This window comes from Teichococcus deserti, from assembly GCF_001982615.1.
Lineage (GTDB): Bacteria > Pseudomonadota > Alphaproteobacteria > Acetobacterales > Acetobacteraceae > Pseudoroseomonas > Pseudoroseomonas deserti.
In genome coordinates this window covers 1-14,377 of sequence record NZ_MLCO01000174.1, presented here as the reverse complement: position 1 = coordinate 14,377, position 14,377 = coordinate 1, and the positions used below count along the sequence as shown (strand labels likewise).

12 protein-coding genes and 1 pseudogene are annotated in these 14,377 nt (G+C 72.2%); 11 read left to right on the top strand and 2 right to left on the bottom strand.

Features of this window, described 5'->3' with window-relative positions; all coding sequences use genetic code 11:
- The coding region (locus BKE38_RS32195) for an alpha/beta fold hydrolase (RefSeq protein WP_367595897.1) at window positions 1–1,332 on the top strand (1,332 nt) is incomplete at its 5' end.
- Here the strand turns inward: BKE38_RS32195 and BKE38_RS17185 are convergent.
- Window positions 1,329–2,567, bottom strand: coding sequence for an ABC transporter substrate-binding protein (locus BKE38_RS17185; protein ID WP_076958502.1), 1,239 nt, complete (start codon window positions 2,565–2,567; stop codon window positions 1,329–1,331). The genes BKE38_RS32195 and BKE38_RS17185 overlap by 4 nt on opposite strands.
- A 216-nt stretch (window positions 2,568–2,783) precedes the next feature.
- Between BKE38_RS17185 and BKE38_RS17180 the strand changes: the two genes are divergently transcribed.
- The 7 genes from BKE38_RS17180 (at window position 2,784) to cysG (ending at window position 11,390) form a co-directional block, all read left to right on the top strand.
- Window positions 2,784–4,154 (top strand): ABC transporter substrate-binding protein, encoded by a 1,371-nt coding sequence (locus BKE38_RS17180; protein ID WP_083747622.1) that lies wholly within the window; start codon window positions 2,784–2,786, stop codon window positions 4,152–4,154.
- Between the two features lie 13 nt (window positions 4,155–4,167).
- Complete coding sequence (locus BKE38_RS17175) at window positions 4,168–5,103, top strand: branched-chain amino acid ABC transporter permease (RefSeq protein ID WP_076958501.1); 936 nt, start codon at window positions 4,168–4,170, stop codon at window positions 5,101–5,103.
- The gene (locus tag BKE38_RS17170; protein ID WP_076958500.1) at window positions 5,100–6,041 is read left to right on the top strand and encodes a branched-chain amino acid ABC transporter permease; all 942 of its coding nucleotides are present in this window, start codon (window positions 5,100–5,102) and stop codon (window positions 6,039–6,041) included. Before BKE38_RS17175 ends, BKE38_RS17170 begins: the two co-directional genes overlap by 4 nt.
- Complete coding sequence (locus tag BKE38_RS17165; protein WP_076958499.1) at window positions 6,038–6,808, top strand: ABC transporter ATP-binding protein; 771 nt, start codon at window positions 6,038–6,040, stop codon at window positions 6,806–6,808. The genes BKE38_RS17170 and BKE38_RS17165 overlap by 4 nt, the downstream gene beginning before the upstream one ends.
- The gene (locus tag BKE38_RS17160) at window positions 6,795–7,451 is read left to right on the top strand and encodes an ABC transporter ATP-binding protein (RefSeq protein ID WP_076958498.1); all 657 of its coding nucleotides are present in this window, start codon (window positions 6,795–6,797) and stop codon (window positions 7,449–7,451) included. The genes BKE38_RS17165 and BKE38_RS17160 overlap by 14 nt, the downstream gene beginning before the upstream one ends.
- Window positions 7,452–7,629: 178 nt before the next feature.
- Complete coding sequence (locus BKE38_RS17155; protein WP_076958497.1) at window positions 7,630–9,795, top strand: response regulator; 2,166 nt, start codon at window positions 7,630–7,632, stop codon at window positions 9,793–9,795.
- A 263-nt stretch (window positions 9,796–10,058) separates the two neighbouring features.
- The gene (gene cysG, locus BKE38_RS17150) at window positions 10,059–11,390 is read left to right on the top strand and encodes a siroheme synthase CysG (RefSeq protein ID WP_076958496.1); all 1,332 of its coding nucleotides are present in this window, start codon (window positions 10,059–10,061) and stop codon (window positions 11,388–11,390) included.
- Here cysG and BKE38_RS17145 read toward each other — a convergent pair.
- Entirely contained in the window at window positions 11,384–12,073 is a 690-nt protein-coding gene (locus tag BKE38_RS17145) for a DUF899 family protein (RefSeq protein WP_076958495.1), read from the bottom strand. The two genes, cysG and BKE38_RS17145, sit on opposite strands and share 7 nt — an antisense overlap.
- Before the next feature lie 88 nt (window positions 12,074–12,161).
- Between BKE38_RS17145 and BKE38_RS33810 the strand changes: the two are divergent.
- The 3 genes and pseudogenes from BKE38_RS33810 to BKE38_RS17135 form a co-directional block, all read left to right on the top strand.
- A pseudogene (locus BKE38_RS33810) lies at window positions 12,162–12,818 on the top strand (DUF2332 family protein); the annotation flags it as partial.
- A 20-nt stretch (window positions 12,819–12,838) separates the two neighbouring features.
- The gene (locus tag BKE38_RS32890) at window positions 12,839–13,120 is read left to right on the top strand and encodes a DUF2332 family protein (RefSeq protein ID WP_207553596.1); all 282 of its coding nucleotides are present in this window, start codon (window positions 12,839–12,841) and stop codon (window positions 13,118–13,120) included.
- A gap of 185 nt (window positions 13,121–13,305) precedes the next feature.
- The coding region (locus BKE38_RS17135) for an ABC transporter transmembrane domain-containing protein (RefSeq protein WP_242662437.1) at window positions 13,306–14,377 on the top strand (1,072 nt) is incomplete at its 3' end.

Genomic DNA, 14,377 nt, shown 5'->3' with positions numbered 1-14,377 from the left:
CCCCCGCCCGCCACGCCCGAGACGCTGTCCTTCGGCAGCTATGAGGCGCGCCTGATCTCGGCCGGCACGGCGGAGCACCTGGTGATCGCCCTGACCGGGCTGGGCGACGCGGCGCAGCCCTATCGTGGCTTCGACTGGGACCGCGCGCTGGGCCGGCTGCCGCAGGTGGACCGGCTGCTGCTGCGCGACAACAGCCGCAGCTGGTACGAGAACCCCGAGGGCCGCGCCGCGCTGATCGCGCATCTGCAGGCGCTGGTGGCGCGGCAGGGCTATCGCCGGGTGACCTTCCTCGGCGTCAGCATGGGCGCCTATGGCGCGCTGCGCCTGGGCGAGGCGCTGCCCGAGGCGCGGGTGCTGGCGATCTCGCCGCCGGTCTCGCTCGACACCGGGCGTTTCGGCCGCGGCATCATCCGCTACAAGAAGTGGCTCGACGCCCACAAGCATTTCGCCGGCACCGAGGTGCGGCGGACCGGCCAGGCCGGACGCCACCTGCTGCTGTTCGGCGACGACCAGATGCTGGACCTCGCCAATGTCGCGCTGTTCCTCGAGGATGGCTGGCCCAACCTGTTCGTCGTGCCGGGCGCCGACCACAATGTCGGGCTGACGCTGATGCAGCTCGGCCGGCTCGACCGGGTGCTGGCGCTGCTGGCCGACGGCGCGCCTCTCGCCGCCATCGCCGCCGCGGCCGGCGCCTATGCCGTGCATCCGCATTGTCCCGCCCTGCTGCTGCTGCAGGCGCGGCGCCTGTTCTGGCAGGGCGCCCTGGCCGAGGCCGATCTCTGCCTGAAGGAGGCACGCGCCGGCACGGCCGGGGCGCCGCTGTCGCTGCTGCGGCTGGAATGGCTGCGCGCCGGGCTGATGGACACCATCCATCCTGCGCTGCGCCAGGCGCGGGCGCGGCCGCTGCCGGAGGTCGCCCTGCCGCTGCCGTCGGGCCAGGGCGAGATCGCCTTCGAGGGGCCGCAGAGCCTGGTCGCCGCCGGCGTGCCGGTGCTCGGGCCGCTGGTGCTGGTGCGGCTGCGCGCGGCCGGGCCGCCCGGCACCCAGACCGTGCGGCTGAGCTTCCGCGCCGAGGCGCCGCGCCGGTTCAACGAGGGCGGCGCGCTGAAGCTCGAGGCCTTCCTGACCGAGAGCGGCGAGCATCGCCGCCTCGCCGTCGCGCATCCGCCGCAGGACCGGCTGGTGGTGCCGCTGACGCTGCAGGACGGCGCCGCCGAATTCGTGCTGCGGCGCCGCTGCTTCACCTCGGATTTCGACGCGCAGCGCGGCGAGGGGCAGGCACCCTGGTCGATGAAGCTGCGCGACCTGCGCCTCGAGCCGGCCGCCGGCTAGCCCAGCATCGGGCAGCCGCCCTCCGCCATCGGCCGGAAGGCTTCCTCCGCGGCGACCGTGCCGCTCAGCCTGTAGTAGTCCCAGGGGCCCCGGCTGTCGCCCGGCGCCTTGACCTCGAAGAGATAGGCCGGGTGCACCTTGCGGCCATCGGCACGCACCACGCCGGCGCCGAAGCAGTCGTCGTCGGTCGGCATCGCCTTCATCCGGGCCACCACCGCGCGGCCGCTGGCCTTGGCGGGGCCGGCGCCCATGTCGGCCACCGCCTTCAGGTAGTGCAGGCAGGCGGCATAGGTGCCGGCATGCTCCTGGTTCGGCCAGTTGGCCGGCGTCTTCGGGCGGATGCGCTGGTTGAAGGCGCGGGTGCGGTCATTCAGGTCCCAGTAATAGGCCTCGGCCAGCAGCAGGCCCTGCGCCGTCTCCAGGCCCAGCGCATGGATGTCGGTGACGAACATCGGCGTGCCCGCCAGCTTCACGCCGCGCCGCGCCACGCCGAATTCGCGCGCCTGCTTGATGCAGTTGACCATGTCGGTGCCGGCCATCAGCAGGCCGATCACCTTGGCGCGGCTCGACTGGGCCTGCACCAGGAAGGAGGCGAAATCCGTGGTCCCGGGAAAGGGGAAGCGCGAGGATCCCGCCACCTTGCCGCCGGCCGCGGTGACGAAGCGCCCCAGGTCGCGCTCCATCTGGTGGCCGAAGGCATAGTCGGCGGTGATGAAGTACCAGCTGTCGCCGCCGTTGCGCACGGTGGCGCGGCCGACGGCGTTCGCCAGCATCCAGGTGTCGGCGGTCCAGTGGATGGTGTTGGGCGAGCAGCGCTCGCCGGTCAGCGCCGCGCTCAGCGCGCCGCTGTTCATCTGCACGCGGTCCTTCTCCTGCACCAGGCCGGCGATGGCAAAGGCGATGGCCGAGTTGTTCACCTCGGTGATCATGTCGACGCCGTCCTGGTCGATCCAGCGGCGGGCCAGGGCCAGGGCCACGTCGGGCTTGTTCTGGTGGTCGCCCTGCAGCACCTCGACCTGGATGCCGCGGTTCGCGAGGCCGAGGTCCTCCACCGCCTGGCGCGCGCAGGCCAGCGCCGTCGGACCCGAGGTGTCGCGATAGGGGCCGGAGAAATCGGCCAGCACGCCGATGCGGATCGGCGCGGCGGCCTGCGCCCGCGCGGGCGGCGTGAACAGGGTGGGGGCCAGCAGGGCGGCACCCCCGGCAAGCAGCCGGCGGCGGGGCGTCTGGATCATTTTTTCGACACTTCCCTGGATTTCTCGGACGCGTTTTCTCCGGCGCTTGGCGTGCCGGTTGACGCCGGCAGTCTCGCCAGCCGCGGCGCGGCAGGCAAGACGTATTCTGTGATCACAGCAGCCGGCTGAAAGCCATTCCGATGCTGGATCGCTGCAACGCTTTCTGCCAGTCTCCGCCACAGAGCCGTGAACGGCCGGATACAAAGGAAGCGTTCCATGCAGAAAGTGACCCCCGGGGCCGCGCTGGCGCCGGCTGTCCCATCCTCGACCATCAGCCGCCGCGGCGCCCTGCAGGCGGCGCTCGGCATCGGCAGCCTGGCGCTGACCGGGCGCAGCGCCAGCGCCCAGGGCGCCGGGCAGAAGCCGGCGGAAATCAAGGTCGGCATCGCCACCTTCCTGTCCGGCTCCTCCAGCGTCTTCGGCGTGCCGGGCAAGCAGGCGGCCGAGCTGCTGTTCGACCAGCTGAACGAGCAGGGCGGCATCGCCGGCGTCAAGCTGCGGCCGATCTTCATCGACGAGGGCCCGGGCGTCGACCACTTCACCGGCGAATACCGCCGCCTGGTGCAGAGTGAGAACGTTCAACTGATCTTCGCCGGCATCTCCTCGGCCGACTGCCTGGCCTGCGCGCCGCTGTCGGAGGAGATGAAGCGCCCGACCATCCTGTGGGATTGCGGCACCCAGCGCGTCTTCGAGGAAGGCAAATACAGCTACGCCTACCGCACCCAGGCCAATGCCACGCCGGAAGTGCTGGCGCCGCTGCTCTACCTGCTGAAGTCGAAGCCGGATTTCCGCTCGGTCGCGGTGATGAACCAGGACTATGCCTGGGGCCGCGATTCCTGGGACATTTTCCGCACCGGCCTGAACGCGCTGAAGCCCGGCGTGCGCGTCGCGGCGGAGCTCTTCCCGCGCTTCGGCGCCACCGACTTCTCGACCGAGGTGACGCGGCTGCTGGCGCTGCGGCCGGACGTCATCTTCTCGACCACCTGGGGCGGCGAGCTCGACGCCTTCATCCGGCAATCCGCCGACCGCAAGCTGTTCGAGCGCTCGACCTTCGTCATCCCGCTGGCCGAGAGCTCGCTGGAGCGCGTCGGCAAGGCGCTGCCGGCCGGCCATATCATCGGCGCCCGCGGCGACCACTGGTTCCTGCACCCGTCGCCCCGCGACCCGGCGCTGCTGGCCAAGTTCACCGAGGACTACCGCAAGCGCTTCAACGTCTATCCGATCTACTCGACCCACCACATGTTCCAGGCGGTCTCGGCGATGAAGGCCGCCTATGAGAAGGCGATGGCGGCCAAGGGCGGCGCATGGCCGAACGATGCCGAGCTGGCGGCGGCCTTCCGCGGCCTGACCTTCCCGTCGCTGACCAGCAGCGTCACCATCCGCGAGGACGGCCAGGGGCTGGAGAACCAGCTGATCGGCACCTCGATGCACACCGACAAGTACAACTTCGCGGTGATGACCGACATGATGAGCTTCCCGGCCGAGATGATCACCACCCCGGTCGGCCAGAAGAGCATCGACTGGCTGAAGACGCTGAAGCCGGACATGCTGGACAAGCTGCCCGCCACCGTCCCCTACAAGCCCTGAGGCGCGGCCGCTGATGGGTGCCTGGTTCTCCGAGAACGGGCTGCTGGTGGGCCTCGCGGCATTGGACGGCCTGTCCTATGCCGCGGCGGTCTTCATGGTGGCGGTCGGTCTCAACCTCGTCTTCGGCGTGCTGCGCGTGCTGAACATCGCCCATGGCAGCCTCTATGCCATCGGCGGCTACAGCGCCGCCTCGCTGGGTCTTTTCCTGTCCAGCCGTGGATTGCCTGAATTCCTCGCCTACCCCGCGCTCGTCGTGGCCGCCGCCCTCGTCGGCGCGCTGCTCGGCCCGCCGATCGAGCGGCTGCTGCTGCGGCGCATGCAGGACCACGAGCCGGTGCTGCAGCTCCTCGTGACCTTTGCGTTGTTCATGATCCTCGAGGATCTCCAGAAGCTGCTCTGGGGCGTGCAGCCGGTGGTCTCCGACGCGCCGGTCCGCCTGCTCGGCACCGTCGATATTCCTTTCGGTGCCGACGTCATCCCCTTCAATGCCTACCAGCTCTATGTCCTGCCCGGCATCGCCCTGGCGACGCTGGTCGGCCTCGCCTGGTTCCTGCGCAAGACGCTGGCGGGGCGCATGATCGTCGCCGTCACCACCGACCGCGAGGCCGCCCGCGCCATGGGCATCGACGCGGCCAAGGTGACCCTGCTGACCTTCACCGCCGGCGCTGCGCTGGCGGCCCTCGGCGGCGCCTTGGCCTCGCCCACCGTCTCCCTGGTCCCGGGCGTCGGCGCCCAGACCATTGTTCTGTCCTTCGCCGTGGTCGCCACCGCGGGGCTCGGGCAGATCGAGGGGGCGGCCATCGCGGCGCTGCTGATCGGCCTCGGCCGCTCCTTCGCCGTCTATCTCGAGCCGGAGCTCGAGGTGGTCATCCCCTATGTCATCATGCTGGCGGTGCTGCTGGTGCGGCCGCAGGGCCTGTTCGGCGTCGCGGAGACCCGGCGCATATGACCCGCACCCAGGAATTGCTGCTGGCGCTGCTCGGCGCCGTGCTGCTGCTGGCGCTGGCCTGGGCGGTGCCCTGGCTGCGCTTCGTCCTGACCGTGGCGCTGGCCAAGTCGCTGGCGGTCTTCGGCATCCTGCTGCTGCTGCGCGCCGGCCAGGTCAGCTTCGGCCATGCCCTCTACCTGGCGCTGGCCGCCTATACGGCGGCCTTCACCGCCATGCTGATCCCCGAGGCGCTGATCCTGCTGCCGGTGGCCGCCATCGCCTCGGCGCTGGTGGGCCTGGTGGTCGGCCTCTTCGTGGTGCGCTACCGCGAGATCTTCTTCGGCATGCTGAACCTCGCCCTCAGCATGGTCTTCTATTCGCTGCTGGAGAAATTCTACTCCATCACCCATGGCACCGACGGCATGCGCCTGCCGCCGCTGCGCTTTGCCGGCATCCCCCTTGAAGGAGAATTCCAGGGCTGGGTGCTGCTGATCCTGGCCGTGGTGCTGGCGCTGGGCTTCGGCGCGCTGGTGCGCATCTATTTGGCCTCGCCGATGGGCCAGGCGCTGGCCGGCATCAAGACGCGCGAGACCCGGCTGGAATTCTTGGGCGTCCCCGCCCGCCGCGTGCTGCTGGCGGCCTATGTGCTGGCCGCGCTGATGGCCGGCTGCGGCGGCGCGGTGCTGGCCATGACCACCCGCCTGGTCACCCCCGCCTTGGCTTATTGGACCGCCTCGGGCGAGCTGGTCTTCATCGCCATCCTGGGCGGCGCCGGCAGCGTCTTCGGCCCGGTCATCGGCGCCGTCGCCTTCGAGCTGACCCGCGTCTATGCCGCGGCGCTGGTGGCGGACGCCTGGCAGCTGATCCTGGGCAGCGTGCTGCTGCTGGTCATCCTCTTCGCCCCCGGCGGGCTCTGGGGCATGGGCAAGGCCCTGCTCTCGCGGAGGAAGATCGCATGAGCGCCCTGCTCTCCGCCCGCGGCCTGAAGCTCGCCTTCGGCGGGCTGAAGGCGGCCGACGGCATCGACCTCGACGTCATGGACGGCGAGTTCCTGGCCATCATCGGCCCCAACGGCGCCGGCAAGACCACTTTTATCAACATGACCACCGGCTACCTGAAGCCCCAGGCGGGCAGCATCGAGTTCGACGGCAAGCCGATCCTGGGCATGTCGCCGCGCAAGATCGTGGCGCTCGGCATCGGCCGCTCCTTCCAGCTGCCGCAGCTCTTCACCGAGCACACGGTGCTGGAGAACGCGGCGCTCGCCGTTGCCGCCCGCAGCGGCATCTGGTCGCCCTTCGCCCCCCTGATGCGGCCCTCGATCCGCCAGGAGGCCGAAGCCCTGCTCGACCGCTTCGGCCTGTCCCCCGTCGCCGACCGCCGCGCCGACGCGCTGAACGAGGGCGCCCGCAAGCTGGCCGACATCGCCATGGCGGTCGCGCTCCGCCCCCGCCTGCTGCTGATGGACGAGCCCACCAGCGGCGTCGCGGCCGCCGACAAGATGGCGGTGGTCGAGACCCTGGTCCGCGTGCTGCGCGAATCCCGCGTCACCGCCGTCTTCGTCGAGCACGACATGGAGGTCGTCGCCCGCTTCGCCGACCGCGTCGCCGTCTGGGGCCAGGGCCGCATCATGGCGCTGGGCGACCCGCAGACCGTGCTCAACGACCCGCAGGTTCGCCGCGACGTCATCGGCGAGCTGCCGCAGGAGGCGCTGCATGCTCCGACTTGAAGGGGTCTCGGTCGATATCGCCGGCGCCTCCGTTCTGCGAGGCGTCTCCCTGGTGGTGCCGCCAGGCGGGCGCGTGGCGCTCATCGGCCGCAACGGCGCCGGCAAGACCACGACCTTGCGCGCGCTGATGGGGCTGCTGCCGCTGAAGGGCGGCCGCATCGCCGTCGACGGGCAGGATTGCGCCCGCGTGCCCGCCCATAAACGGACCGGTCTCGGCATCGGCTACGCGCCGGAGGAGCGCCGCCTCTTCGGCAGCTTCACCGTGCAGGAGAACCTGCTGCTGCCGGCGGAAGTCCTCGGCCTGCCGAAGGCCGAGCTCCAGCGCCGGCTCGAGGCCGTCTACGACCTGCTGCCCGAGCTTCGTACCTTCGCCCCCCGTAAGGCCGCGGGACTTTCGGGGGGACAGGGCAAGATGGTGGCGCTCGGGCGGGCGCTGATGGTCGGCAGCCGGGCGGTGCTGCTGGACGAACCCTTCCAGGGCCTCGCCCCCGCCTTGGCGCTGCGTTACGCCGAAGCCCTCGCACGCCTCCGCGACGCCCTCCCCGACGTCGCCATCCTCATCACCGAAAGCAGCCCGGAACTCCTCCGCCAGCTCGTCGACACCACCTTCGTCATCGAGCGCGGGGAAATCGCGGCCTTGTGATGAAGAATGGGGGGAGAATGAATTCTCCCCCCAGACCCCCCTCATCTTCTTTTTGCCAGTGCTGCCGCGCCATTGCGGCACGGCGGGGCGCCAGCAGCCCAGGCGGCGCAAAAGCTGTCGCGGCCAAGCCGATGCGCCTATAACGGCGCCCTTGCGGCCGAGGAAAATCGCCACTCCCATGACTGGCCTGTCGCGTCGCCTGACCTGGTTGCTCGCCCTGGCCTTCTGGGGACTTTGCTCGCTCGGCGTCGGCGGCGGTGCCTGGCTGCATATCCGCCATGTGCAGAACCAGGCCATGGGCAGCGCCCTGGCCCGCGCCGAGATCGCCTCCCGCGCCGTCGAGCAGATGCTGCTGCGCAGCTTCGAGGCCATCGACGGCATGCACGAGCAGGCCGAGGCCCGCCAGCGGCTGCTCGCCGGCGGCCAGCGCCAGGCCTCCCGCGCCATCGAGGCCCAGTTCCGCGCCATCGCCGAGCAGGCCCGCTTCGGCGTCCGCCAGATCGCCATCATCGGCCCCGACGGCACGCTGATCTGGTCCTCCGTCCCCGGCTGGACCCCGGTCGACCTGGCCGACCGGCCCCACTTCCTCGGCCCACGCGACACCCGCGGCCGCCAGCCCTTCATCAGCATCCCGCTGATCGGCCGCACCACGGCGCAATGGAGCGTCCAGGTCACCCGCCGCATCGACGACGCGGCCGGCGGCTTCGCCGGCGTCGCCGTGGTCTCGCTCGACCCGATCGCGCTCGTCCGCTCGCTGCAGGAGCTGCAGCTGGGCGAAGGCCGCCGCATCCGCATCCTGCGCCAGGACGGCGTGGTCATCGCCGACAGCGACGACCGCCCCGAGCTCGGCATGCGCCTCGAAGCCAGCGACCCGCTGCGCCGCGCCCTGGCCGTGGCGCCGAACGGCCGCGCCGAGGCCTCGAGCCCGGGCGGGCTGCGCCTGATCGGCTACCAGTCCCTCGAGACCGTGCCCCTGGTGGTCGAGCTGTCGCTGGACGCGGCCGCCGAGCTTGCGTCCATCGGCTTCGTCGGCCCGTCGATCTCGGCGGCCGCGGCGGCGATCAGCCTGCTGCTGCTGGCTGCCATCGCGCTGTCGATCCTCTGGCTGGAGCACAGCCGCACCCAGCAGGATCTGGTGCAGGCCCGGCGCGACCGCGAAAGCGTGCTGGAGCGGCTGGCCCATGCCCAGCGCATGGAATCGCTCGGGCGGCTGGCCGGCGGCATCGCGCATGACTTCAACAACGTGCTGCAGGCGGCGCTGGGCGGCGCCAAGCTGATCACCCGCCGCACCACCGATCCCGGCATCCGCAAGCTGGCCGAGATGGTGATCAGCGCCGGCGAGCGCGGCGCCTCGGTGACCCAGCGCCTGCTGGCCTTCGCCCGCCGCGGCCAGCTGCGCGCCGAGGCGATCGAGATCGCCCCCCTGATGGAAGGCCTGCGCGAGGTGCTGAGCCATACCCTCGGCGCCATCGTCGAGGTGCGGCTGGCCGTCGCCCCCGACCTGCCCCCCGCCATGGCCGATCGCGGCCAGCTGGAGGCGGTGCTGATCAACCTGGCGGTCAATGCCCGCGACGCCATGCGGCCGATGGGCGGCGGCCGGCTGGTGCTGGGCGCCGTGCTGGAGAATATCGGCGAGGGCCGGCCGGGCCTGGCCCCCGGCCGCTACCTGCGGCTCGACGTCACCGACACCGGCACGGGCATGGATGCGGCGACGCTGGCCCAGGCGGCCGAGCCTTTCTTCACCACCAAGCCGAAGGACCAGGGCACCGGGCTCGGCCTCGCCATGGCCACCGGCTTCGCCCAGCAGTCGGGCGGCACGCTGGCCATCGACAGCAAGCCGGGCAAGGGCACCCGCGTCACCCTCTGGCTGCCCGAGGCCGACGAGGTGACCTTGCGCCGCAGCCCGCCGGCCCATGCCGGGGCCGAGGTGCCGGAGGGCGCCCGCGTCCTGCTGGTCGATGACGAGCCGCTGGTGCGCCGCCTGCTGGCCGAATGGCTGCGCGAGCGCGGCCTGGTGGTGGTCGAGGCCGAAGGCGGCCGCGACGCCCTGGCCCTGCTGGAGCGGGAGGCGACCTTCGACCTGATGATCACCGACCTGGCGATGCCGGGGATGAACGGGCTGCAGCTGGTCGAGGCGATCCGCGCCCGCCAGCCGCGCCTGCCGGCCCTGCTGCTGACCGGCCATCCGGGCGATGCCGATGCGACGGTGCTCCGCCTGGTCGCGGATGCCGGCGCCTTCACCATGCTGCGCAAGCCGGTCGCGCCGGAGGCGGTGCTGGCCGGCTGCGCCGCGCTCCTGCTGCCGCAGCCGACGCCGACGCCGACGCCGACGCCGACGCCCTAGACGGCGTCATTCGGGCTCTTCGCTGGGTCCACCGCAAGCCATCACGCTCCAGCGCCCCGCCGCGCCACGCTGGCAGTCCGTGGCCGTTTCACCCGCCGTCTCCACCGGACGGCGGCAGCCCGGAAAAGAATCCACAGATTTCGTGGATAGGGGTGTGGGTAAGTCGGGGGCGGTGCGTTCGCGCAATGGAGGCCGGGGCGGGTTTTCCCTGGCAAGACCAAAGCCCTTGGCGTCCGGCCGGCGCGCGGCGTAAGGAGCGGCGCATGCGCCACTTCCCCCTCTTCCTCGACCTGCAGGGCCGCGACGTGCTGCTGCTGGGCGAGGGCGAGGCCCTGGCGGCCAAGGCCCGGCTGCTGACCGCCGCCGGCGCGCGGCTGCGCGAAGCCTCCCGCTTCTCGCCGGCGCTGCTGGACGGGGTGGCGCTGGCCTGCGCCGCCGGCGCGCCGGAGGACGAGCTGCGGGCGCTGTCGGCAGCCTGCCAGGCGCGCGGCATTCCGGTGAACGTGGTGGACCGGCCGGCGCTGTCCTCCTTCGTCACCCCGGCGGTCATCGACCGCGACCCGGTGACGGTGGCCATCGGCACCGCCGGCACCGCCCCCCTGCTGGCGCGGCTGATCCGCCAGCGGATCGAGGCCGTGCTTTCCCCGGGCCTCGGCCGCATCGCCGCCCTGGCCGAGCGCTTCCGCGGGCCATTGAGAGAAAAGCTGCCGGAGCTGGGCGCCCGCCGCCGCTTCCTGGAGCGCGTCTTTTCCGGCCGCCCGGCGCAGCTGGCCGAAGAGGGCCGCCAGGCGGAGGCCGAGGCCGCCTTCGCCGCCGCGCTGGAGGCCGCCGAGACCGCGACCGCCGGGATGGTGCATCTGGTCGGCGCCGGGCCGGGCGCGGCCGATCTGCTGACCTTGCGCGCCCTGCGGCTGATGGGCGAGGCCGATGTCGTCGTGCATGACCGGCTGGTCTCGGCCGCCGTGCTGGACCTGGCCCGCCGCGACGCCGACCGCATCGACGTCGGCAAATCCCGCGGCGCGCATTCGGTGCCGCAGGAAGAGATCAACGCCCTGCTGGTCCGCCTGGCGCGAACCGGCAGGAAGGTGGTGCGGCTGAAGGGCGGCGATCCCTTCGTCTTCGGCCGCGGCGGCGAGGAGATCGAGGCCCTGGCCGAAGCCGGCATCGCTTTCGAGGTGGTGCCCGGCATCACCGCGGCGCTGGCCTGCGCTGCCCAGGCCGGCATTCCGCTGACCCATCGCGAGGCGGCGCGCAGCGTCACCTTCGTCACCGGCCATACCAGCGACGGCCGGCTGGCGGTGGATTTCGACGCCCTTGCCCGCCCCGGCCAGACCATCGCCGTCTATATGGGCGTGACGACGCTGCCGCAGTTCTTCGCGGGCCTGGTCGCCGCCGGCGCCGATCCGACCACGCCGGCCGCCTTCATCGAGCGCGGCGGCTCGCCCGACCAGCGGATGCTGCTGGGCAGCTTCGCCGAGGTGGCGCGCGACGCCGGCGGCTGGGTCGGCGGCGGCCCGGCGCTGCTGCTGCTCGGCGAGGCCTGCGGCCGCAGCCCGGCTCTGGCCGGCGCCCGCGCGACCATGGCGCCTCAGTAGCGCAGCTTCGGATACCAGCCCTCGGGCCGCCCCTCCGGCGTCAGGTCCAGGATCGACCAAAGCGACGCGATATCGGGGGCGTCGCGCGGGTCCTGGCCGGGATCGGCCATCTCGCCGGTCATCTCGCTGGCCCAGAACAGCCGCACCCGGTCGCCGTCGCGGCGATAGACGACGAGCGCCGGATATTCGGCGCCATCCTCCATCAGGATGCCGAGGTCGCGCGCATAGTCGTCGCCGATGGTCTGCACGAAGTCCAGATCCTTCCAGCCTCGCGACGTCGCGAAGCCGCGCTGCCGCTCGACGCTGCTGCGGCCGAGGATCTTCAGCGCCACGCGCTGCGCGATATCGGCGGCATTCCCTTCGACCGCACCAAGCCAGTTGGTGCACATCGGGCAGGGTTCCTCGCGCTGCGGCCCGAACATCCAGAAATAGGTGACCAGCGTGTCGTGCCGCCCGAAGAGATCAATCAGCCCGCGCTCGGCGCCGCTGGCGTCGCGGAAGCGGTAGTCCTTCTCGATGATCGGTCCCGGCGGCAGGGCGCGGCGCTGCGCGACCAGCCGGGTCATGTGGCGGCGGAACTCGATTTCCTCGGCCAGCAGGGCCTCGCGCGCGGCGCGATAGGCCTCGCTCTGGCCGGGGAACGGGGTGTGCGCCAGGCGCGCCAGTTCGGCAGCCGGCTTCATCGGCTTTTCCTCCCGCGGTGTCGGGAGCAGAATTCCCCCGCCGCGCGATCGTTGCACCTTCGGCGCGGCCGAGGGAGGAGAGAGCGCCATGGATGACCGCGCCGCCACCGCCGCCCGCTACCGCCGCTTCGCCGCCGAGGAAGCCCGCGGCCGCTCGCCGCTCTACGAGCGCCTTTCGGACTTCGTCGCGGGCGACGACGGGATCCTCGATGTCCTGCTGACGATGCCGGCGCCGAAGCGGCAGCCCAACCTGCTGCTGGCAGCCTTCCGCCAGCTTTTCGGCGTGCAGGACAACGCCGGAAAATTCCGCGCAACCTTGCTGGCGGAACAGGAAGCCTTGCGCGCGCTGATGCTGGCCCGCGCCACCCAGACCAACGAGCCGGGCCGCTGCGCCACGCTGCTGCCGCTGCTCGCCAGGCTGAAGCCGCCGCTGGCCTTGCTGGAGGTCGGCGCCTCGGCCGGGCTCTGCCTGCTGCCGGATTTCTACAGCTACGATTTCGACGGCAGGCGCCTGGGCACGACCGGCCCGCTGCTGCCCTGCGCGGTGAACGACGCGACGCCGATCCCCACGACGATCCCGCCGGTGGTCTGGCGCGCCGGGCTGGACCTGAACCCGCTGGACGCCGCCAACCCGGAAGACCGCGCCTGGCTGGAATGCCTGGTCTGGCCGGAGCAGACCGCCCGCCGCGACCGGCTGCGCGCCGCGCTCGACATCGCGGCGATCCAGCGCCCGCGCGTGGTGCAGGGCGACCTGCTGTCGGACGATTGTCCCAGCTGGCCGCCGAGGCGCCGCGCGACGCCACGCTCGTCATCTTCCACACCGCCGTCCTGGCCTATCTGCCGCCCGAGGGCCGCGCCGCCTTCGCGGCCATCGCCCCGACGATCGGCCAGCACTGGATCAGCAACGAGGCTCCTGGCGTCATGCCCTGGCCCGTCCCGCCGGCAGCGGAGGGTGGACAGTTTGTCATGGCGATCGACGGCGCGCCCTGTGCGAGGACCGATCCGCACGGCGCCCGCCTCGACTGGCTGCCGCGCCAGGGCCGCTAAGCCCCGACACGACAACGCTTTTCGACCATCGATCCCGGAACGAGACCGCGTTCCGGCGCTGCCCCCGCATGCCCGGAGCATGCGCCGGTTTTTATATAAGCGGGCGATGCCGGACTTGATGCAGCGCAAGGACGCGGGGGGCTGCCGGCCGCTAAGCCGGCGTGGTCAGGAAGGGACAGGACCCGGTGGACTTGCAGGACCAGCAGCATGCGACGCGCCTCGCCGAGGCCCCGGCCTCGCCGGCGGCCGCGCCCGTCGCGATGCCCGCGGCCCCCCCGGCGCCCCGCGCCGCGCGGCAAGAACTGCCGGCCGCGATCCGCCGCGGCGCGCTGCTGCAGGCCGGCGCCGCGCTGCTCTGGCTGCCCATGGCCTGGATCCTGGCCGGCGCCGTGCAGGCGCTGTCCGAGGGCGCCGGTCTGTCGGCCATGACCGCCCCCGCCGCGGGCCTGCTGGCGCTGGGCACCGCGCGGGCCGGGCTGGAGGCGCTGGGCGGCCGCATGGTCTTCGCCGGCAGCCGGCGGATGCTCTCCGAGCTGCGGGCAAAAGCGCTGGACGCGCTGGCCGCCCGCTCGCCGCTGGATGCGACGCGGCTTTCTTCCGGTGCCGCCGCCAGCCTGGTCGCCGAGCAGGCCGATGCCGTGCTGCCTTACCTGCTGCGCTTCCGCACCGCCCGGCTGCGCGCCACCCTGCTGCCGCCGGTCATCCTGCTCGCCATCCTGCCTTTCTCCTGGCTGTCGGCGCTGGCGCTGCTGCTGGCGGCGCCGCTGATCCCGCTGTTCATGGCGCTGATCGGCTGGCGCGCCCGGGCGGCCTCCGAGGCGCAGATGCTCGAGCTCGGCGGCATGAACGGCTTTCTGCTGGACCGCCTGCGCGGCCTGGCCAGCATCCGCGCGCTGGGGGCGGTGGATGCCACCGCGCGCCGCCTGCGCGCCCAGGCGGAATCGCTGCGGGCGCGCAGCATGGCGGTGCTGCGCATCGCTTTTCTCTCCAGCGCGGTGCTGGAGCTGTTCGCGGCGCTGGGCGTCGCGCTGGTCGCCGTGCAGATCGGCTTCCACCTGCTGGGCCAGTTCGACTTCGGCGCCTGGGGCGACCGCCTGACCCTGTCCCAGGGGTTCTTCCTGTTGCTGCTGGCGCCGGCCTTCTTCGAGCCGCTGCGCGAGCTTTCCGCCGCCTGGCATGACCGCGCCGCCGGCGAGGCTTCTCTCAGTGCCCTGCGCGCCGCAGCCGAAACCCCCGAGCCCGCCGCCCGGCTGGTGG